The organism is Nocardioides zeicaulis, from assembly GCF_042432345.1.
Lineage (GTDB): Bacteria > Actinomycetota > Actinomycetes > Propionibacteriales > Nocardioidaceae > Nocardioides > Nocardioides zeicaulis.
This window is the reverse complement of record NZ_JBHLXH010000001.1, coordinates 1,875,276-1,895,984: the sequence shown is the minus strand read 5'-3', so window position 1 is coordinate 1,895,984 and position 20,709 is coordinate 1,875,276. Positions and strand designations below refer to the sequence as shown.

General features: G+C 74.1%; 16 protein-coding genes. 8 read left to right on the top strand and 8 right to left on the bottom strand.

What is annotated here, in order from left to right:
- Positions 1-6: 6 nt before the first annotated feature.
- Positions 7-2,367 carry a hypothetical protein gene (locus tag ACFFJG_RS09220; protein WP_378518308.1) on the top strand — a complete coding sequence of 787 codons (2,361 nt, stop codon included), beginning with the start codon at positions 7-9 and terminating at the stop codon, positions 2,365-2,367.
- Between the two features lie 64 nt (positions 2,368-2,431).
- Positions 2,432-5,512: an FtsX-like permease family protein gene (locus ACFFJG_RS09215; protein ID WP_378518307.1), complete on the top strand. Its 3,081-nt coding sequence runs from the start codon at positions 2,432-2,434 to the stop codon at positions 5,510-5,512.
- A gap of 32 nt (positions 5,513-5,544) precedes the next feature.
- On the opposite strand, the gene ACFFJG_RS09210 is transcribed toward ACFFJG_RS09215, so the two are convergent.
- The 3 genes from ACFFJG_RS09210 to ACFFJG_RS09200 form a co-directional block, all read right to left on the bottom strand.
- The gene (locus ACFFJG_RS09210) at positions 5,545-6,333 is read right to left on the bottom strand and encodes a response regulator transcription factor (protein ID WP_378518306.1); all 789 of its coding nucleotides are present in this window, start codon (positions 6,331-6,333) and stop codon (positions 5,545-5,547) included.
- 137 nt (positions 6,334-6,470) lie between these two features.
- Entirely contained in the window at positions 6,471-7,304 is an 834-nt protein-coding gene (locus tag ACFFJG_RS09205; RefSeq protein WP_378518305.1) for a response regulator transcription factor, read from the bottom strand.
- Positions 7,305-7,497: 193 nt separating this feature from the next.
- Positions 7,498-8,430, bottom strand: coding sequence for a GNAT family N-acetyltransferase (locus tag ACFFJG_RS09200; protein ID WP_378518304.1), 933 nt, complete (start codon positions 8,428-8,430; stop codon positions 7,498-7,500).
- Positions 8,431-8,524: 94 nt separating this feature from the next.
- On the opposite strand from ACFFJG_RS09200, the gene ACFFJG_RS09195 reads away from it, so the two are divergent.
- Complete coding sequence (locus ACFFJG_RS09195) at positions 8,525-10,276, top strand: DEAD/DEAH box helicase (RefSeq protein WP_378518303.1); 1,752 nt, start codon at positions 8,525-8,527, stop codon at positions 10,274-10,276.
- Positions 10,277-10,685: 409 nt separating this feature from the next.
- On the opposite strand, the gene ACFFJG_RS09190 is transcribed toward ACFFJG_RS09195, so the two are convergent.
- Together ACFFJG_RS09190 and ACFFJG_RS09185 are read right to left on the bottom strand one after the other, a co-directional pair.
- The gene (locus ACFFJG_RS09190; RefSeq protein ID WP_378518302.1) at positions 10,686-11,255 is read right to left on the bottom strand and encodes a YceI family protein; all 570 of its coding nucleotides are present in this window, start codon (positions 11,253-11,255) and stop codon (positions 10,686-10,688) included.
- A 161-nt stretch (positions 11,256-11,416) separates the two neighbouring features.
- Positions 11,417-11,542, bottom strand: coding sequence for a hypothetical protein (locus tag ACFFJG_RS09185; RefSeq protein WP_378518301.1), 126 nt, complete (start codon positions 11,540-11,542; stop codon positions 11,417-11,419).
- 246 nt (positions 11,543-11,788) lie between these two features.
- On the opposite strand from ACFFJG_RS09185, the gene ACFFJG_RS09180 reads away from it, so the two are divergent.
- Together ACFFJG_RS09180 and glmS are read left to right on the top strand one after the other, a co-directional pair.
- The gene (locus ACFFJG_RS09180) at positions 11,789-12,049 is read left to right on the top strand and encodes a hypothetical protein (RefSeq protein WP_378518300.1); all 261 of its coding nucleotides are present in this window, start codon (positions 11,789-11,791) and stop codon (positions 12,047-12,049) included.
- Between the two features lie 8 nt (positions 12,050-12,057).
- Positions 12,058-13,881: a glutamine--fructose-6-phosphate transaminase (isomerizing) gene (gene glmS / locus ACFFJG_RS09175; protein ID WP_378518299.1), complete on the top strand. Its 1,824-nt coding sequence runs from the start codon at positions 12,058-12,060 to the stop codon at positions 13,879-13,881.
- 218 nt (positions 13,882-14,099) lie between these two features.
- Here the strand turns inward: glmS and ACFFJG_RS09170 are convergent, their stop codons facing one another.
- Positions 14,100-15,638 (bottom strand): glycerol-3-phosphate dehydrogenase/oxidase, encoded by a 1,539-nt coding sequence (locus tag ACFFJG_RS09170; RefSeq protein WP_378519470.1) that lies wholly within the window; start codon positions 15,636-15,638, stop codon positions 14,100-14,102.
- The gene (locus ACFFJG_RS09165; protein ID WP_378518298.1) at positions 15,638-16,240 is read right to left on the bottom strand and encodes a TetR/AcrR family transcriptional regulator; all 603 of its coding nucleotides are present in this window, start codon (positions 16,238-16,240) and stop codon (positions 15,638-15,640) included. Before ACFFJG_RS09165 ends, ACFFJG_RS09170 begins: the two co-directional genes overlap by 1 nt.
- A 17-nt stretch (positions 16,241-16,257) precedes the next feature.
- On the opposite strand from ACFFJG_RS09165, the gene ACFFJG_RS09160 reads away from it, so the two are divergent.
- Positions 16,258-17,850, top strand: a complete 1,593-nt coding sequence (locus ACFFJG_RS09160) for an FAD-binding oxidoreductase (protein ID WP_378518297.1) — start codon at positions 16,258-16,260, stop codon at positions 17,848-17,850.
- Positions 17,851-17,969: 119 nt separating this feature from the next.
- Here the strand turns inward: ACFFJG_RS09160 and ACFFJG_RS09155 are convergent, their stop codons facing one another.
- A complete protein-coding gene (locus ACFFJG_RS09155; protein WP_378518296.1) occupies positions 17,970-18,656 on the bottom strand; it encodes a pirin family protein in 687 nt (228 codons plus the stop codon).
- A gap of 18 nt (positions 18,657-18,674) precedes the next feature.
- On the opposite strand from ACFFJG_RS09155, the gene ACFFJG_RS09150 reads away from it, so the two are divergent.
- Both ACFFJG_RS09150 and ACFFJG_RS09145 read left to right on the top strand, forming a co-directional pair.
- Entirely contained in the window at positions 18,675-20,024 is a 1,350-nt protein-coding gene (locus tag ACFFJG_RS09150; protein ID WP_378518295.1) for a GH1 family beta-glucosidase, read from the top strand.
- Positions 20,025-20,058: 34 nt separating this feature from the next.
- Entirely contained in the window at positions 20,059-20,637 is a 579-nt protein-coding gene (locus ACFFJG_RS09145; RefSeq protein ID WP_378518294.1) for a hypothetical protein, read from the top strand.
- The last annotated feature ends 72 nt before the right edge of the window (positions 20,638-20,709 follow it).

Sequence of the window (20,709 nt, the reverse complement as noted above, 5' to 3'; positions counted from 1 at the left end):
CCCCGCGTGAGTCGTGTCCTCCGGGGCGCCTGGAGCCGTCGGGGAGCCCTGACGACCCTCGTGCTGATGACCCTCGTCGTGGTGGGCGGCGCGGTGGTGGTGCTGCAGTTCGCAGCCGCCGCCGACACCTCCCCGTGGCTGGCCGCACCGCTGCTCCTCCTCGGCGCCGTGTCCGTGCCGAGCATCGGCGCCGAGCTCGCCGTCGCGCGCCGCGAGGAGGTCGGGCTGGCCCGGCTGCGCGGCATCCACGGTGCCCGCCTGTGGCGCTTCCTGCTCGTCGAGCCGCTGCTGGCGATCCTGGTCGGGACGGGGCTGGGCCTCGGGGTCGGCGCCGTCGGCACGGTCCTGGCCACCTCGACGTGGCTCGACGCGGCGGCCGCGCCGCTCGGCACGCGGGCCCTGCTGGTCGCGGCGGCCATCGCGGGCGCCGCGCTCCTGATCGTCGCCCTCGCCTCGGGCGCCGCGCTGCGCGAGCCGCTGGGCGTGCAGGTCTCGACCCGACGCCGGCCCCGTCGGGCCACCACGCTCGCCATCTTCCTCAGCGTCCTGGTCTTCGTCGGCGCTGGAGTCGCGGCCTACCGCAGCCGCGCGGAGTCCGGCGAGCCCGACCTCGTGGTGCTCGTCGGCCCGGCCCTCGTCGGGCTGGCCCTGGGCCAGCTGGCCATCTGGGTGGTGCGGCTCGCGGCCCGCGGCCTCACGCCCGCGACCGAGCGTCGCGGCCTCGGGGCCTTCCTCGCCGCCCGCCGCCTCGCCCGCGCCGACGACCTGGTCACCCCCGTACGCCTCGTCGTCGCCGCCGCCGTGGTCGGTGCGCTGGCCGCCAGCGGGGCCGTCGCCGTCAGCGGGTGGACCGACCAGCAGGCCGCCGTGGAGGTCCCCGGCGCCCGCACCATCGACGCCTCCACCCTCGGCGCCATGGGTGCCGCCACGCTGACCGAGCAGCTCGACCCGGAGGGCGAGCACCTCATCGCCACCGCGGTCGTGCCCAACGAAGCACGCCTCACCGAGCGCCGGGCCTACGTCGACGCGGCCCGGTGGGACGCGGTCGTCGGTGGCTTCTACGACGGCACGCCCGTGCGCGCGGCCTCCGACGCCGTCGACCGCCTCAGCACCGGCACCGTCCCGTTCCAGGTCGCCGGCGACCGGCTCGAGGTGGCCGCGTCCGGCCTCCGCGTGCCGCCTCCGCGGACGTTCATCGGGCAGGGCGGGCAGCAGGTGACCTCGGGCGGCGGCCGGGCGCAGCTGAGCCTCAACTACGTCACGTCCACCAACACCTCCGGCACCGCCGTCGTGCCGTTCCGCGTCTCGGCCGACGGGAGGCCGGTCACCCGGTCCGTCCGGGTCGGGGAGTGCGCCGACGGGTGCACCGTCACCTCGCTCAGCGTGGGCCGCGACGCCGCGTCGTCGTTCGACCGCCGCGACTTCGTCGTGCTCCTCGACCGGGTGCGGATCGGCGACACCGACGTCGTCGCCCGCCCGTGGGTGCCGGACCAGGCCTCGGTCGACGCCGCGCTCACCAACCGCTTCTTCCCCGGCTACCGCCCGCCCGACCCGCTGGTGGTCAACCGCACCGACGGCCTCCAGGTCGCGCTGCTGCCCGACACCCCGGTCGAGCTGCGCCTCGACCTCGCCGACGACCAGGTGCCGGTGCTCGTGGCCGGGGCCGCCACCCGCCAGGCCCTCGACCTCGGCGGCGACGAGCGCTCCACCGACGTCCTCGGGGTGGCCCAGGAGCTGCCGCTGGTCGGCAGCGTCGGCGTGCTGGCCGACATCCGCACCGTCGCCGCCGGCTCGGGGCCCACCGTCCCGGCGGCCGTCGTGCAGGTCGTCGCCGCCACCGGCACGCCGCCGTCGGTGCTCGACGCCGTCGCCGACGCGACCGGCTCGACGTGGCGCACCCGCGGGGCCGTGCGCTCCGAGCTCGGTGACGCCCACGGCGGCGCGCAGGCCGTGGCGTACGCCCTCACCGCCCTCGCCTGCGCCCTCGTCGCGCTGCTCGCCCTCGGGGCGGGCGTCGCGCGGCACCTGCGCGACTACCGCCGCGACGTCGCCTCGCTGCGCGTCCTCGGCATCTCCACCGGCACCGCGCGCCGCGCCGGCCGGGCCGAGCTGGCCGGCCTGGTCGCCGTCGTGCTCGTGGCCGTCGTCGCGGGCGGCTGGCTCGCCGTCGACCTGCTGCTGGGCGGCCTGCCGCTGCTCAGCGTCCCGCCCGCGGCCCTCCCGCTCGACACCTCGCCCCGCGTGGTCCCGCTGGTGCTGCCCGCCCTCGTGGCAGCCCTCGCGGTGCTGCTGGTCGGCGGGCGTGCCCGCGCGGTGCGCGCCTCCACCACCCGCCCCAGCCTGCTCCGGGAGGAGGACGCCGGATGAGCCCACCCCACGACCTCCTCCTCCTCCGCTGCGCTCCTCCGGACGACGTCGAGGGGACCCCGAGATGATCCAGCTCTTCGGTGCGATCGTGCGCGGCCTCCGCGCGCGTGCCCTGCTCTCGGCCGGCTCCGTGCTGCTCACCGCGCTCGCGATCGGCTCCGCCGTCCTCGGCCCGGTGTTCTCCGAGGCGGTCACGAACTCCTACGTCGTGACCCGCCTGCAGGAGACCCCCGCCGGCCTCACCGGCCTGAGCCGGGTCTTCACCCCCGACCAGGACACCGACATCGCGCAGGCCGAGGACGACGCCGTCGCCGCGACCCGCGAGCTGACCAGGGGGCCGTGGCAGCCGCCGGTGACGATCGCGCAGTCGCAGCGCTTCAGCGCGCTGCGGGGCGTGGTCACCTTCTGGTCGCGGCCCGACGCGTGCGAGGCGCTCCAGGTCGAGGGGCGCTGCCCGGAGGCACCCGGCGAGGTGCTGATGCTCGCCGGCGACCTCGAGAAGACGGGGGCCAGCATCGGCGAGCCGCTCGAGCTCGCGATCTTCGAGACGTCCGGCGTCCGGGCGCTCGGCCTGCCGCGCCCGGGCATCGACGAGGTCACGGTCGTCGGCACCTACACCGCGCCCACCGACGACGACGCCTGGCTGATCCCGGGTCGGCTCACGAGCACCAACGAGCAGACCAGCATCAAGGGCGGCTACCAGCCCTACGCGCCCGCCCCCCTCATCACCACCGACGAGACGGTCGCCGCGGCGGGCTCGTGGACGATCCGCGTCGACTCCCACCTCGCCACCCCCGCCGACCTGACGCCCGCCGACCTCGGACAGGCCGCCCGCTCGGCCACCGCCGTCCCCGACGACGCCGACCTGCCGGTGGCCGGCGGCACCCTGCGCGCCGACGACACCAACGACCTCGCCGGCGTCGTCGACGAGGTGACCTTCCAGCAGTCCACCGCGCGCAGCTCCATCGCGCCCGCCGTCCTCTCGCTCGTGCTGGTCGCCCTGGCGCTCCTGATGCGCCTGCTCAACGCGGCCAGCGAGCTGCGCGTGCCGGAGCTGGCCCTGGCCTCGCTGCGCGGGGTCACCTCGCGCCGGCTCTGGGGGCTGGGTCTCGCCGAGCCGGTCACCCTGCTGGTCGTGGCGACCCCGATCGGCGTCGCGCTCGGCCTCGGGCTGTCGGTGCTGCTGGTGCGGGCCTGGCTGGTGCCGGGGCTGCCGCTCCCGCTCCCCGCGGCCAGCTGGGCCGCCGCCGGCCTCGTGCTCGTCGCGGCCTTCGTGGTCGCGTGCGTCGCGGTGGGCCTCGTCGTGCGCGAGTCGCTGGCCTCCCAGCTCTCCGGCGTACGCCGTCCGGTCTCCGCGCGACGATGGTCGGTGATCGCCCAGCTCACGCTCGTGGCCCTCGCGATCGCGACCCTCGTCAGCAAGCTCTCCGGCGGAGCGCCGGGCGAGCCCGACGCCACCGACCTGGTCCTGCCGGTCCTGCTGGCGGTCGTCGCCGGCCTCGGCGCCACCCGCGCCACCGCGGTGCTCGCGACCTGGTGGACCCGGCGCTCGCGGGGACGTTCGCTGAGCGGCTTCGTGTCCTCGCGCGCGATCTCGCGGCGCCAGGAGGGCACGCTCGTCATCCTGCCGATCACGGCCGCCATCGCGGTGGCGGTGTTCGGCGCGGGCGTCTACGACTCGGCCGCCACCTGGCGCACGAGCGTGGCGGCGACCGCCTCCCCGGCCGCCACCACGTGGTCGACCACCCTGTCGCTGTCCGACGCCGTCGACCTGACCCGCCGCCTCGACCCCGACGGCGAGTGGATCATGGCCGCCGCGAGCGTCAACAACCCCGGCGCGAACTTCTCCGTGGTCGACAGCTCGCGCCTGGCCCGGGTCGCCACCTGGCCCGCCACCTGGACCCCGGGCCGCAGCGTCGAGCAGGTCGCCGAGGAGATCGCGCCCGACGGGGTCGTGCCGACCTTCGAGGGCCGTCGGATCAGCCTGACCATCGACAACCGGGCGCGCGTCGAGGGCGGCCTCAAGGCCGAGGTGCGGTTCGGCACCCGCGCCGGCGTGCCGCAGAAGGTCTACCTCGGGCCGTTCCCGAAGGGCGAGTCCACGCAGTCGGCGAAGGTGCCGTCCTGCCGCACCGGCTGCCCGCTCGAGGGGATGACCCTCGGCGGCGGCGCCGGCACCAACACCGCGATGAGCGGCACCATCCGCCTCGAGGGGATCTCCGTCGACGGCACCCCGCTCGCGGGCGGCATCGACGGCGCGGGGTGGCGTGCCACCCCCGACCCCGCCGTCCGCACCTCGATCACCGACCTCGAGGAGACCGACGGGGGGCTCGACCTCACCGTCGACACCGGCGACTCGGTCGGCATGGCCCGCCTCACCTCGGGCGGGATCACCCGCGAGCGCCCTGCGCTGGCCGGCCCGGGCGTGCAGGAGCGTGCGCTGATCCGGCTCGACGAGGGCTCGAGCCTGATCCCGGTCGACCCGATCGGCGGCATCGGCGCGGTCGAGGGCATGCCGTTCACCGGCCCGTCGGGCCTGCTGGTCGACTACTCGTCGTTCATCACCGACCGCCCGGTCTTCGAGAACCTCTTCACCACCCACGTGCTGGCCCGCGAGGGCACGCCCGCCTCGATCACCGAGGGCCTGTCGAAGGCCGGCCTGACGATCGGCACCACGCTGGCGCAGGAGCGCAAGGTCCTCGACCAGAGCGCGTACGCCCTCGCCCTGCGGCTCTACGGCGTGGTGGCGGCCCTCGTGCTGCTGATGGCGCTCGCCGGCCTGTTCGTGAGCGCGGCCGTGCAGCTGCCGGCCCGTCGCCGCGACGCCGCCGCGCTGCGCGTGGTCGGGGTGCCGCGGTCGTCGGTCATGGTCGCGGTGGTCCGCGAGCTCGGCGTGGTGCTCGGCAGCGCTGCGCTGGCCGGCATCCTCGCCGGGTCGCTGGCGCAGTGGGTGGTGCTGCGGACCATCACGCTCGGGTACGCCGACTCCGCGACCACGCCCGCCCTCGTCGCGGCGATCTCGCCGCTCCGGCTGGTGGTGCTGGCGCTGCTCGCGGCCGCCGTCTTCGGCACCGTCGCCCTGGTCAGCGCGTCGATGACCGTGCGCGGCGCGCGGGGCGCGACCCTGCGCGAGTCGGCCCGCTGACCCGGTCCGGCCGGTCGGTCGGTCGGGACCGGTCAGCCGCAGCAGGGGTCGTAGCGGAAGCCGACGCCGCGGATCGTGCGGATCCACTCGTGGTCGACGACCGCGCGCTTGCGGAGCTTGCGACGCAGGTTGGCCAGGTGGACGTCGACGACGTGGGTGCTGTCGGGGACGAAGTCGGTCGCCCAGACCGCCTTGAGCAGCTCCTCGCGGCCCACGACGACGCCCGGGTTGCTGATCAGGTGGGCCAGCAGGTCGAACTCGGTGCGGGTCAGGTCGACCTCCTGGCCGCGCACGCGGACCTCGCGGGCGTCGGCGTTGAGCGCGAGGTCGTCGCAGCCGAGGTCCTGCTCGGTGGCACCGCGGCGCGCCTCGGCGATCGAGCGCACCTCGGCCTGTGCGGCCGGGGCGGGCTGGGGGCGCGCCGCGGGTGCGGAGGGGGCGGCGGGCACCGTGCCGCGGGGGCGGCGGAAGAGGGCCGCCACGCGGGCCTGGAGCTCGCGCATCGAGAACGGCTTGACCAGGTAGTCGTCGGCGCCGACCTCGAGGCCGACGAGCCGGTCGACCTCGGCCGTGCGGCCGCTGATGACGATGACGTAGCAGTCGCTGACCTGGCGGATCTGGCGGCACACCTCCACGCCGTCGATGTCGGGCAGCGACATGTCGAGGGTGACCAGGTCGGGGCGGGTGTCGCGGACGAGCGCGAGGGCGTCGGCGCCGGTGCGCGCCACGGTCACCTCGAAGCCGGCCTGGTCGAGCAGGCGGGAGATGAGGTCACCGAGGTCGCCGTCGTCCTCGACGACCACTGCCGTGCGCTGGTTCATGGTTCAATCACCCCTGGCTGAGAAGTCTAGGTGCGCGCGTGCAGGGGCGCAGCGTTTCTCCCCACCTCCCGGGGCGGGAGTCGCTGCCACCGCACGTCCCCACGACGTGCGGTGCGACCCGGCGCGGACGCCGTACGTCAGAAGTCGAGGCCCCTGGCCCAGTCCTCGGAGTCGAAGCGCGCGACGAGGTAGGGCCCGCCGCCCGCGCGGCGAACCTGGTCCTCCTCGCGGTCCATCCGGTAGCCGATGCCACGGATGGTGTGGATCCACGTCGCGTCGGAGTGGCGACGGAGCTTGCCGCGCAGGTTGGCCACGTGCACGTCCACCAGGTGGTGGTCGTGGGTCAGCGCGCTGCTCCAGATCGCGAGCACCATCTCCTCGCGGGTGCAGACCCGGGAGAGGTGGGTCGCGAGGTACTCCAGCACGTCGTACTCGATGCGGGTCAGCTCGACGATCCTGCCGTCGACCTGCACCTCGCGCCGGGCGGAGTTGATGACCAGGCCGGCGCCGCAGGAGATCGTGCTGGGCTCGTCGGCCGGCTGCGAGGGCGCCGGAACCCGCGGCGCCTGCGCCCGAGCCGGGGCGTCGTCCGCGGGTGCGGAGGTGCGGGGACGCCGGAACAGCGCCGCCACGCGCGCCCGCAGCTCGCGGGGCGAGAACGGCTTGAGCACGAAGTCGTCGGCGCCGACCTCGAGGCCGATCAGCTTGTCGACCTCGTCCGAGCGCGCGGAGACGATGACGATGTAGCAGTCGCTGGCCTCCCGGATGCGCCGGCATACCTCGATGCCGTCCATGTGCGGCAGCGTCAGGTCGAGCGTGACCAGGTCGGGCGGGTCGGACGCCGCGACGTCGACCGCCACCCGCCCGTCAGGAGCCGTGGTGACGCGGAACCCCGCGCCCTCCAGGGTCTCCACCAGAGCCGAAGAGATGTCTGCGTCGTCCTCGACGACCAGAGCATGTAGATCCTGCATGTCGAACCCCCACACAAATTTTTCCTGACGGTGACCCCACGTCCCGTCGTGCCTCCCGAACAGACATCGTTCGAATGGTAGGGCAGCGTTCCCCGCCGGGGGAGATCCATGCCACAGGGGGGTGCAAGGTCTAGACCACACCGAGCTCGCGGATTCGATGGTGGTGTGGTAGTGAAGCCACGGGATCCGAGGCTCAGACGAGGTCGATGGCCCGATTGACCCAGTTGCTGGTGACCTCCATCCCGACACGCCGGTAGAGGTCCAGCGCGCCGGTCCGCGAGTCGGTGCTGAGCTCGGACGACGTCGTCCCGTGCTCGCGGGCGCGGGCGAACGCGTCCACCAGCAGCGCCTGCGCCAGCCCGCGGTTGCGCTGGTCGCGACGCACGGCGAGGCGGTCGACGTAGCCCGTGCGGCCGTCGTCGGAGACGAGCACGACCGCGACCCCCACCACGGTGCCCTCCGGGTCGAGGACGACGCGCAGGTTCCACGGCTCGAAGCCGGGCCGCCCGGTCGTGGAGGCCACGAAGTCGTCGTACGGCTCGCGCTGGCGCTCGGACCACTCGAGGAAGGCGTCCTCGAGCACCTCGTGCACGACCGGCAGCTCCCCGGGCTCGGCCGCCCGCACGGCGTACCCCTCGGGGAGCGCGCGCTCGGGGACGGTGACGCCCTCGGGCAGCCGCAGCACCCAGCTGTTCCAGCGGACCCGGAAGCCCAGCGACTCGAGCAGCACGTCGCCGGGTGACCCGGCGGGGACGGGCATCCCGACGACCGTCGAGCCCAGCTCGCGCCCCCGCTGCTGGAGCCAGTGCGCCAGCCAGGTGCCGATGCCGCGGCCGCGGTGGGAGGGCAGGACGCTGGTGTCGGCCCGGTCGGCGCCCATGAGCTCGGCGTACGCGACGAGGGCCTCGCCGTCCCAGACGCCCACCGAGCGGGCGGCCAGGTCGTGGCTCGGCTTCGCCCAGTCGGCGACGATGTCGGCCTCCTCGATGGCGACCTCCCCGATGTCGGTGCGCTCCTGGGCGGCCATGAGCTCGAAGACGGCGCGGGAGTCCGACCTCTCGAGCGGCCGGGTGGTCAGGCCGTCGGGGAGCGGGGGTGTGGGAGCGGGTGCGGCGGTGTCGTGCATGCGGAGGAGTGTGCTGCCTCACGTTCCCCGTTGTCGCGGGGTTTCCGGGCCCCGGGGAATGCCCGAATCGCCTCCGAGGCCCTACCGTTGACGGGTGAGTGACGAGCAGAACGCAGCACCCGACGCGGGGACCGAGCAGAGCTTCTCCGACCTGGGCCTGGCCCCGGAGGTCCTGAAGGCCCTGTCCGACGTCGGCTACGAGACGCCCTCGCAGATCCAGGCGCTGACCATCCCGCCGCTGCTCGAGGGGCGCCACGTCGTCGGCCTCGCCCAGACCGGCACCGGCAAGACGGCGGCGTTCGCGCTGCCGATCCTGTCCCAGCTCGACCAGACGCAGAAGACCCCGCAGGCGCTCGTCCTCGCGCCCACCCGCGAGCTCGCGCTGCAGGTCTCCGAGGCGTTCGAGAAGTACGCGGCGAAGATGAAGGGCGTGCGCGTCCTGCCGATCTACGGCGGCCAGGGCTACGGCGTCCAGCTCTCCGCGCTGCGTCGCGGCGTGCACGTCGTCGTCGGCACGCCCGGTCGCATCATGGACCACCTCGAGAAGGGCACCCTCGACCTCTCCGAGCTGCGCTTCCTCGTCCTCGACGAGGCCGACGAGATGCTGAAGATGGGCTTCGCCGAGGACGTCGAGACGATCCTCGCCGACACCCCCGACGACAAGCAGGTCGCCCTCTTCTCGGCCACCATGCCGGCGCAGATCCGCCGGATCTCGAAGAAGTACCTCGAGGACCCGGTCGAGATCACGGTCAAGAACAAGACCACGACGTCGTCCACCATCACCCAGCGCTACCTGATCGTGTCGTACCCGCAGAAGGTCGACGCGCTCACCCGCATCCTCGAGGTCGAGAACTTCGAGGGGATGATCGTCTTCGTCCGCACCAAGAACGAGACCGAGACGCTCGCCGAGAAGCTCCGCGCCCGCGGCTACTCCGCGATGGCGATCAACGGCGACGTCGCGCAGGTGCAGCGCGAGCGCACGGTCAACCAGCTCAAGGCCGGCAAGCTCGACATCCTGGTCGCCACCGACGTCGCCGCCCGCGGCCTCGACGTCGAGCGGATCAGCCACGTCGTCAACTACGACATCCCCACCGACACCGAGTCCTACGTCCACCGCATCGGCCGGACCGGCCGCGCGGGGCGCTCCGGTGACTCGATCGCCTTCGTCACCCCGCGCGAGCGGCACCTGCTGCGCGCGATCGAGAAGGCGACGCGCCAGCCGCTGACCCAGATGCAGCTGCCGACGGTCGACGACGTCAACGCCACCCGCCTCTCGCGCTTCGACGACCAGATCACCGAGGCGCTCACCCAGCCCGAGCGGATCGACTTCTTCCGCGACGTGGTCTCCCACTACGTCGCCGAGCACGACGTGTCCGAGGTCGACGTCGCCGCGGCCCTCGCGGCCGTGATGCACGGCGAGCAGCCGCTGCTGCTCGAGCCGGAGCCGGAGCAGCGCCAGCGCTCCTTCGAGGAGCGCCCCAGCCACGCCGGCAAGGCCGACCGCGGACCCCGCGAGTCGCGCAACGGCCAGCAGATGGCGGCGTACCGCATCGAGGTCGGCAAGCGCCACAAGGTCGAGCCGCGCCAGATCGTCGGCGCGCTCGCCAACGAGGGCGGCCTCTCGCGCGGCGACTTCGGCCACATCATGATCAAGCCCGACTTCTCGGTCGTCGAGCTCCCCGCCGACCTCCCCGCCGGCACCCTCGACCGCCTCTCCGGCACCCGGATCTCCGGCAAGCTGATCGAGATCAAGCCCGACAACGGCCCGTTCCGCGGTCGCCCCGGCGGCGGTCACCGCCAGGGCGGTTCCGGCGGCGGCTACAAGGGCAAGCGCCCCCGCGACTGACCCCGGGGGGTCGCTCGCTCCTCGCTCATCTCGTCGGCGGAATCCCCGGATATCCGGGGAAACTGCCGCTTCGAGGTCGAAGCTTTGCGTACGAAGCGGCGGCTTCGACCGCGAAGTCGGGCGTCGCCTGCCTCCGCGACTGACCCCCCGGGGCCCAGCCAACCCCGCCTCGGCTCGGCCTCCTCGGAAGTCCCCGGATATCCGGGGACTCTCGTGCTGTGCACCCGAGATCGCGGGTGCCAAGCACGAGCTGCGGGTGCGAGGTCAGGCGTCGCCTGCCTCCGCGCCGGTCGTACGCCGTCGCGCTTGCACGTCCCTGGAAATGACGCCGAGCCGGCGCCCGTGTCCTCCAAGGAGGGACACAGGCGCCGACTCGGGGGTCAGCGGCGGGACGTTGCCGACTCGGGGCTCAGGCGTCCTGGATGGCCGAGACGTCGAACTCGAGCTTGATCTTCTCCGAGACGAGGACGCCACCGGTCTCGAGGGCGGCGTTCCAGGTCAGGCCCCAGTCCTTGCGGTTGATGGTGGTCTCGCCCTCGAAGCCGACGCGCAGGTTGCCGAAGGGGTCCTTGGCCGAGCCGGTCTGCTCGAACTCGATCGTGACGGGCTTCGTGACGTCCTTGATGGTGAGGTCGCCGGTGATGGTCCAGTCCGAGCCGGAGCGGGAGACCTCGGTGGAGGTGAAGGTGATCGAGGGGTAGGTCTCGGCGTCGAAGAAGTCGCCGGACTTCAGGTGGCCGTCGCGGTCGGCGCTGCCGGTCTCGACCGAGGTGACGTCGATGGAGAGGTCGACCTTGCTGGCGGCCGGGTCGGCCTCGTTGATGACGGCGGTGCCGGTGAAGGCGCCGAACTGGCCGCGCACCTTGGTGACCATCGCGTGGCGGGCGACGAAGCCGAGGCGGCTGTGGCTGGCGTCGATGGTGTAGCTGCCGGAGATGTCGTCGATGGCGGTGGTGGGGGCGTCGAACGAGGTGGACATGCGAGCTCCTGCGGTGAAGGCGGTGGTTGGTAGAACTTTCAACCACCCTAACGGATGAGCGCGCGGTTTGATTCCCGAGGAGGGGGCGCGCGTCCCGGGTGGTCTATACCTGCGACGAGCCACGTCCCTGGTCGGGGACGTGGCTCGGTGCGTGAGCTGGGTCAGGCAGCCGTGACGTGGGCCGTGGCGACCGACGTCCAGCGCGCCTCCATGCGGGTGCGGCCCGACGCGTCGGTCACCGCGATCCACGTGCAGACCGGGGCTCCGGTCATCTCGCGCTCGTTCATGTGACACCTCCCGTTCACCTTCTGTTCACCCAGATTAGCACGTCCCCACCCGCACACCATCGTTTCGCTCGAAGACGACGGTCACGCCCCACCCGGACGGCTGCGATGGCTCCAGCTCGGCCCTCGCGCCCCACTTGGAGCCCCAAAACGCCGGCGCTGGCACGCGGAAGGGAGAGCAACGGCTCAGTTCTGCCCGATTTCGGGCAGGAACTTGCGGCAACGAGGCTGCCGCCTCATGCTCGGAGCGTGCCGGACCCCGACCTCGTCGCCCACGTCGTCGCGACCACGTCGCTGACGCCGGGCGAGGCCGCCCGGGTCGTGGAGGACGTGATCGCCTTCCACGCCGAGACGGTCGAGTCCTACGTCCGGAGCCGGCACGCCCACCTCAAGACGTACGGCGCGAGGAACCCCGAGATCTTCGTGCGGATCGCCGACGAGCTGCGCGAGCGCGTGGTCGCGGCTCCGGAGCTGTCGGAGCGGCAGCTGCGTCGCATCATCTACGGATAGGAACCACCATGTGCGGAATCGTCGGCTACATCGGCCGGCAGGACGCTGCCCCCGTCGTCCTGGAGGGCCTGACCCGGCTCGAGCACCGGGGCTACGACTCCGCCGGGGTCGCCGTCCTCGGCAGCCGCGGCCTGCGGGTCGCCAAGCAGGCGGGCCGGGTCCGCGACCTGACCGACGCGCTGCCCAGGCGCTTCGCCGGCACGACGGGCATCGGCCACACCCGCTGGGCCACCCACGGCCCGGCCACCGACGCCAACGCCCACCCGCACACCGACGAGCTCGAGCGGGTCGCGGTGGTGCACAACGGCATCCTCGACAACTCCGCGGCGCTGCGTGCCGAGCTCACCGCTGCCGGCGTGGAGCTCACCAGCGACACCGACACCGAGGTGCTCGCCCACCTCGTGGCCCGCAGCGACGCCGACACCCTGGAGGGCAAGGTGCGCGACGCGCTGGCCGCGGTCGTCGGCACCTACGGCCTGGCGGTGGTCCACGCCGACTTCCCCGACCGCATCGTGGTGGCCCGCAACGGCAGCCCGCTGGTCGTCGGCGTCGGCGACAAGGAGATGTACGTCGCCTCCGACCTGGCTGCGATCGTCCGCCACACCACGACCGTGGCCGTGCTCGACGACGGCGAGATGGCGACCGTGACCGCCGCCGGGTTCAGCACGCTGCGGCCCAGCGACCTCTCGGCCACCGGCAAGACCGCCAGCCAGGTCGACGTGGACGCGTCGGCCTACGACGCCGGCGAGCACGAGTCCTACATGCGCAAGGAGATGCTGGAGCAGCCCACGACCGCGCAGGCCGTGCTGCGCGGACGGCTCGACGACCGCTTCGGCACCGCCCACCTCGGCGGCCTCGACATGGACGCCCGCGACCTGCGGGCCGTGCGCCGGGTCAAGGTGCTCGGCTGCGGGTCGGCCTACTACGTCGGCCAGATGGGCGCCGGCCTCATCGAGGAGCTGGCGCGCATCCCCGCCGACGCCGAGGCGGCCAGCGAGTTCCGCTACCGCGACCCCGTCATCGAGCCCGACACCCTCTACGTCGCGGTCAGCCAGTCGGGCGAGACCATCGACACGCTCCTGGCCGTGCAGGAGGTACGCCGCAAGGGCGGGCGCTGCGTGGGTCTGGTCAACGTCGTCGGCTCGGCGATCGCGCGCGAGTGCGACGGCGGGATCTACCTCCACGCCGGTCCCGAGGTCGCCGTCGCCAGCACCAAGGCGCTCACCAACATGTTCCTCGGCTTCGCCCTCCTCGCCCTCCAGCTCGGGCGGGTGCGCGACCTCTCGATCGCCGACGGCAGGCGGCTGGTCGCCGGCCTCGAGCGGCTGCCCGCGCAGATCGAGGAGGTGCTGGCCGGGGAGGACGACCTCGTGGAGGTGGCCCGCGGGCTCGCCGAGGCGCGCAGCCTGTTCTTCATCGGCCGGGTGCGCGGCTTCCCCGTCGCGCGCGAGGGGGCGCAGAAGTTCAAGGAGATCAGCTACTGCCACGCCGAGGCCTACCAGACCTCCGAGCTCAAGCACGGTCCGCTGGCGCTCATCGACCCCGACGTCCCCACGGTGGCGGTGGTGCCGCACGACGAGCTCACCGAGCGCAACGTGGCTGCCCTGCACGAGATCGCCGCGCGCCAGGGTCCGCTGGTGGTGGTGACCCACGAGGAGGTCGACCTCGGCGAGGTCGGCGCGCGGCGCATCGTCGTGCCGCGCAACGAGCCCGAGCTGGACCCGATCCTGCTGACGATCCCGCTCCAGCTGCTGGCGTACCACGCGGCGCAGCACCTCGGCCACGACATCGACAAGCCCCGCAACCTGGCCAAGTCGGTCACCGTGGAGTGACGGCGGGCGGGCTGCCCCGGAGATGGACTGGGCGCCCCTTGCCGCATGGGGTCGGCAAGGGGCGCGCCTGGAAAACCTTCCCACGGGGCGGTCGTCCTGTCCGGGCTTCACCCGAACTGTCGCCGGATTTTGCTGTCGCGTGGCTCACCCGGCGCGGGTTCCTGCCCCAGGGTCCGTCGACGCAGCAGGAATCGGTGACGAACGTCCTCGCCAGGCCCTCAGGAGTGCGTCGCGGCGCCGACGAGGGTGAGCGCCCGGCGCGCCAGGGGCTCGGCGAGGGAGCGGTCGGCGGGGACCAGCCCGGTGCGCGTACGCCGGTCCAGGAGGTCGTCGACGTCGTGGGCGCCCTCGTGGGTCACGCCGAAGACGAGCTCGGCCAGGGTGACCGGCACGTCGGGGGAGACTGGGGCGAGCAGCTCGTCGTCGGAGAGCCCGGTGGTGGCGCGCGCCGACGCCAGCACGAGGGCGGCGTCGGTGCCGAAGCGGCGTACGAGCCGGGGCGGGCCGTCGAGCGCGCGCAGCCGGGCAGCCGGTGCGGCTCCGGCGAGGGGGAGCGAGGCGGTGCGGCACGGCCCGGCGTCGAGGCGGCCCTCGGCGACAAGCGCGTCGAGGGTGTCCTGGGCCATCCGTCGGTAGGTGGTGAGCTTGCCCCCGACGACGGTCGTCACGCCGGTCGCCGAGGTGAGGATCGCGTGGCGCCGCGACAGGTCGGCGGTGGCGTCGGTGCCCGCGACCTCCAGCAGCGGGCGGAGGCCGGCGTAGGCCCCGACGACGTCGGCACGCGTCGGCGGCGTGGCGAACGACGGGGCGACCACGCCGAGCAGGAAGTCGACCTCGGCCTCGCTCGGGACCGGCACGTCGGGCACCGGCCCGGTCACCGGCTCGTCGGTGAGCCCGACGTGGACGGTGCCGTCGGCCTGGGGCAGCACCATCGCGAACCGCGCCCGGGTGCCGGGGATCGGCACCATCACCGCCACCCGGGTGTGGGGCAGGGTCGCGCCGCGCAGCACCAGGTGGGTGCCGCGGCTGGGGCGCAGCCGCACCCGGTCGTCGAGGTCGCCGGCCCAGACGCCGGTGGCGTTGACGACCGCGCGGGCGCGCACCTCGTGGGTCGTGCCGGTCAGCTCGTCGCGGACCCGCACGAGGGTGCCGGTCGCGGCGAGCACCCGGGCGCGCGTGCGCACGTCAGCACCGTGGGAGGCGGCGGTGCGGGCGACCGTGGTGACCAGGCGGGCGTCGTCCTCGAGCTGGCCGTCCCACGCGAGCAGCCCACCGCGCAGGCCCTCGGCCCGGAGGGCGGGCGCGAGGCTCAGGGTCTCGGTCGCGTTGAGCCGGCGCGGACGGGGGAGCGTACGGGCGGTGGTGTGCGCGCTGCGACGCAGCAGGTCGCCGGCCTGGAGGCCGCCCAGGGTGAGCGCGGCGGCCATGCGCGGCACGGCGTCGGTGAGCGGGGTGAGCATCGGCAGGGCGTGGACGAGGTGGGGCGCGGTGACGTCCATCAGGATGCCGCGCTCGACGGCGCTCTCGCGGGCGATCGCGAGCCGGCCCTGGGCGAGGTAGCGCAGGCCGCCGTGGACGAGCTTGGACGACCAGCGCGAGGTGCCGAAGGCCAGGTCGCGGGCGTCGAGGGCGAGCACGGAGAGGCCGCGGGTCACCGCGTCGAGCGCGACGCCCGCGCCGGTGATGCCGAGCCCGACGACCACCACGTCGACCTCGTCGGGCGCGCCCGCGAGGCCCGGCGTGATCCGGCGCTCCATCACGGCTCCAGCGTGCGGACGACGAGGTGGCGCAGCTCGGCGTCGAGGTCGTCGAGGCCGATCAGTCCGTCGACCATGGTGAGCGCAGAGAACACGAAGCCGTGGGCGGCGAGCACCAGGCTGCGGGCCAGCAGCACCGGGTCGCCCGCACGGATCGCACCGGTCGCCTGCCCGCTGGCCACCTCGGCGGCCAGGATCTCGATCAGCGCCTCCTGCGAACGGCCGCGGCGGGACAGCAGGTAGGGCAGCATCAGGTCGGGGTCGAGCTCGACGATCCGGACGAACAGCTCGTTGTCGCGCAGCGCGCGCACCGTCGACAGGGCCGCGGCCGCGATCCCCGCGGGGGTCGAGGTGTCGGCGGCGGCGACCCGGGTGGCGGCGGCGATGCCGACCCACTCCCGGGTCATCAGGTCGCCCAGCAGCGACCCCATGTCGGGCCACGCGCGGTACATCGTCATCCGCGAGACACCGGCCCGGCGGGCCACCTCCGTCAGCGTCGTACGACGCCACCCGACGTCGAGGATGCAGTCGCGGGCGGCGTCGAGGTACCCGTCGAGCCGAGGGTCGCCGGTGCCGGCGTTGGTGTGACGAAGTGACGACATGTGTCACACTGTAACGTATGACCCCGCAGAGCCCCCCGGTCGAGACGGTCGAGATGCACCCGCAGCGCTGGGGCGACCCCGACGCCGCCTCCGACCTGCCCGCGTCCGCGCTCGGCCTCGTCGAGCTGGCCTTCGGCCGGCACGAGACACCGGCGGTGCTCGGCGCCGCCCCGCCGCCGGTCGCCCTGGCCGACGACCTCCTCGACGGCCTGCGGGCCGTCATGGGGGCCGAGCACGTGCTGACCGACGACGCCACCCGCGCCCTGCGCACCCGCGGGAAGTCGACCCCCGACCTGCTGCGCGCCCGCGCCGGCGACCTCACCGACGCCCCCGACGCCGTCGTGCGCCCGGGCGGCCACGACGACGTCGTCGCGCTGCTGGCGTGGGCGAGCGAGCACCGCGTGGCGGTCGTGCCCTTCGGTGGCGGCACGTGCGTGACCGGGGGGCTCGCCGCCCGGCGCGACGGGTTCGCCGGCCTGGTCAACCTCGACCTCGTGCGGATGAAGCGGCTGCTCGCCCTCGACGAGGTCTCGATGACCGCGACGCTGGAGCCCGGCCTGCGCGGGCCGGAGGTGGAGGCGCTGCTCGGCGCGCACGGCCTCACCCTCGGCCACTTCCCGCAGTCCTACGAGCACGCGTCGGTCGGGGGGTTCGCGGCCACGCGCTCCAGCGGGCAGTCCAGTGCCGGCTACGGCCGCTTCGACGCGATGGTCGTCGGCCTCACGGCCGCCACGCCCACGGGGACCCTCGAGCTGGGCTCGGCCCCCGCCAGCGCGGCCGGCCCCGACCTGCGCCAGCTCCTGCTGGGCTCGGAGGGCGCCTTCGGCGTCCTCACCTCGGTCACGGTGCGGGTGCGGCGGGCGCCGGAGGAGACGACGTACGAGGGATGGCGCTGGCCGTCGTTCGCCGCGGGGTCCGACGCGATGCGCGCGCTCGCGCAGGAGGGCCTGCTGCCGACCGTGCTGCGGCTCTCCGACGAGGACGAGACCGCGCTCAACCTCGCCGACCCGTCGTCGATCGGGGCGAGCGACGACCCCGGCTGCCTGATGGTCGTGGGCCACGAGGGCACGCCGGCGCAGGTCGCCGCCCGACGCGCCGCGGTCTCCGAGCGGCTCACGGCCCTCGGCGGCACGCCGCTCGGCCCGGAGCCGGGGCAGAGGTGGGTGGAGGGCAGGTTCCACGCGCCCTACCTCCGCGACGCGCTCCTCGACCACGGCGTGCTCGTCGAGACCATGGAGACCGCCACCTTCTGGTCGCAGCGCGAGCGGCTCCACGCCGAGGTGCGGGCCGCGCTGAGGGCCACGCTCGGCGACGGCGCGCTGGTGCTGTGCCACGTCTCCCACGTCTACGAGACCGGCTGCTCGCTCTACTTCACGGTCGCGGCCCCGCAGGGCGAGGACCCGCTCGCGCGGTGGGCAGCCGCCAAGGCCGCCGCCAGCGACGCGATCCTCGCCGCCGGCGCCACCATCACCCACCACCACGCCGTCGGCACCGACCACCTGCCGTGGTTCGCCCGCGAGGTCGGCGACGTCGGCGTGCGCGTCCTCCGTGCGGTCAAGGCCGAGCTCGACCCCGCCGGGATCCTCAACCCGGGCGTCCTCGTCCCCTGAGGCCCCGGGAGCTTCGCCCCCAGTGGCCCGCGCCCCGGGTATCTAGGGACGAAATGGTGGGCGTTCGGCCACTTTCGCCCACCATTTCGTCCCCAGGTAGCGGAGGAGGCGGGGGCGGGTCAGGGAGCGGCGAAGGACCACACGAGGAGCTCGGTGTCCTCGAGGGCGCGGACCGGGCGGCCGGGCTCGTCGCTGACCCGGGCGGCGTCGCCGGCGCCGAGCTCGAGGTCGTCCACGGTGGCGCGGCCGGTGGCGGCGAAGACGTGCTGGCGGGGGTCGTCGGGAAGCGTCACCGACCGGCCCGCGGCGAGCCGGGCGACGAGCAGCCGGGCGCCGGACGTCGCGACCGGGAGGCCGGAGCCACCGGCGACCTCGACCAGCCCCGAGGCCGGGGGCGGCGCCTCGCCCAGGACGTACGACGGCTCGCCGCCGGGGGTGGTCGGCACCAGCCAGGCCTGCACGAAGCGGCAGCGACCCGACGCCGGGTCGGCGACCTCGCTGTGGCGGATGCCGGCCCCGGCGGACAGCACCTGCGCCCGCCCGGCCCCGAGCACGTGCCGCGACCCCGTGGTGTCGGTGTGCACGAGCGCGCCCTCGAGCACCCAGGTGACGATCTCGAGGTCGGTGTGCGGGTGCTCGGGGTACCCCGCGCCCGGCTCGAGCCGGTCGTCGTTGTGGCAGACCAGGGGGCCGAACCCGAGGTTGGCGGGGTCGTAGTCGGCGCCGAAGGAGAAGGAGTGCCTGGTCACACGCCCCGCGGCGGTCGCCGACGACCTGTCGGAACCGGCGTACAGGGCCACGGGCATGCCGATATCTTCGCCGATGTGCCTGCACCGCCGCCGTTCCCCCTGCTCCCGCCCGGGTTCCGCTTCGGCACGAGCACGGCCAGCTACCAGATCGAGGGCGCGGCGCGCGAGGACGGCAGGGGCCCCAGCATCTGGGACACCTTCGCCCACGAGCCGGGCCGCATCGCCGACGGCACCACCGGCGACGTCGCGTGCGACCACTACCACCGGTTCGAGGAGGACGTGGCGCTGATGGCCGAGCTCGGCACCGGCGGCTACCGCTTCTCCATCTCGTGGCCGCGGGTCGTGCCGACCGGCAGCGGGAAGGTCAACGAGCAGGGCCTGGCGTTCTACGACCGCCTGGTCGACACCCTCCTCGAGCACGGCCAGCAGCCGATGGCCACGCTCTACCACTGGGACCTGCCGCAGGCGCTCGAGGACGACGGCGGCTGGCTCAACCCCGCCACCGTGGAGCGGTTCGCCGAGTACGCCGCGGTGGTCGGCGAGCGCCTCGCCGACCGGGTCGAGCACTGGATCCCGGTCAACGAGCCCAACGTCGCCTCGCTCCTCGGCTACGGCATGGGCATCCACGCCCCCGGCAAGCGGCTGCTCTTCGACGCCCTGTGGACCTCGCACCACCTGCTCCTCGCGCACGGCCGCGCGGCCATCGAGCTGCGGCGTGCCGGGGCGACGTCGATCGGCTGCGCCAACAACCACGCCCCCGTCTGGCCGGCCAGCGACGACCCGGCCGACGTCGGCGCGAGCAAGCTCTTCGACGCGGTGTGGAACGGCATGTTCCTCGAGCCGATGCTGCTCGGTCGCTACCCCGCTGACCTCGCGCCGCTGATGGAGGACATCATGCAGCCGGGCGACCTGGCCACGATCCGCCAGCCGCTCGACTTCTACGGCGTCAACTACTACAACCCGATGAAGGTCGCGGCGGCGGGCGAGGACGCCGAGCTGCCGTGGGAGAACCGCGACGTCGTGGGCCACCCGACGACCGACCTCGGCTGGCCGATCGTCCCCGACGCCCTGCGCGAGTGGCTGGTGATGTTCCGCGCGCGCTTCCGCGCCGCGCTCCCGCCGATCGTCATCACCGAGTCGGGCTGCGCCTTCAACACCGGCCCCGACGAGCACGGGGTGGTCGACGACCAGGCCCGCATCGACTACCTGCGCGGCCACGTCAACGCGGTCTCGGAGGCGATCGTCCGCGGCGTCGACGTGCGCGGGTACTACTGCTGGTCGCTGCTGGACAACTTCGAGTGGGCCGAGGGGCTCTCGCAGCGGTTCGGGCTGGTGCACGTCGACCACGAGACCCTCCAGCGCACCCCGAAGAAGTCCTTCCACTGGTACGCCGACCTGATCCGGGCGCAGCCGCAGCACCTGTGAGCACCGGGCTCGAGCCGGGTGGTTGACTGCGGGCGTGGCTGACGACGACCAGACCCCCGACCGTCCGGTGCCCGACCGCCCGGTCCCGGACAGGCCCGTCCCCGAGCGTCCCGTCCCCCAGCGTCCCGTCCCCGGCCGGCCTGCGGCGCCGGGCGGGTTCTCCTCGGGCGGCGCGCGCGACGCGTACGGCATGACGTGGGTGGCCCTGGTGCTGCTCGTGGTGATGATCGTGGTCGTGGGCTGGCGCCTGTTCGACTTCTGGGACAGCCGCCAGCCGCCCTCGGGCGTGCAGACCCAGCAGGCCACGGTGCTCGGCTTCGAGGCCCTCGACCGGGCCCGCCCGGGCGCGAGGGCCGCCGACTACTCCTCGGTCGTCTTCGAGCTGCCCGACGGTGAGCAGGCCTCCGCGCTCTACGAGCTGCGCCGCCTCGGCGACGCCGAGAAGGGCGACACGATCACCGTCTACCAGAGCGACGGCGAGTGGCGCACGACGTCGGAGAAGGCGATCGGCGGGGTGGTCGGCTGGGCGCTCGGCATGGTCGCCCTGCTGGCCATGGTCGTCGGCTGGTTCCGGGTCCGCGCCCGCGCCCGCAGGGGTGGGTCCGCGGCCTGAGCCGCGATCGAGGCGTTTTGCCTGCCGGGTGACCGGGTAGGAGGCGCCTCGAGCACGTCAGCCCGCCCCCGA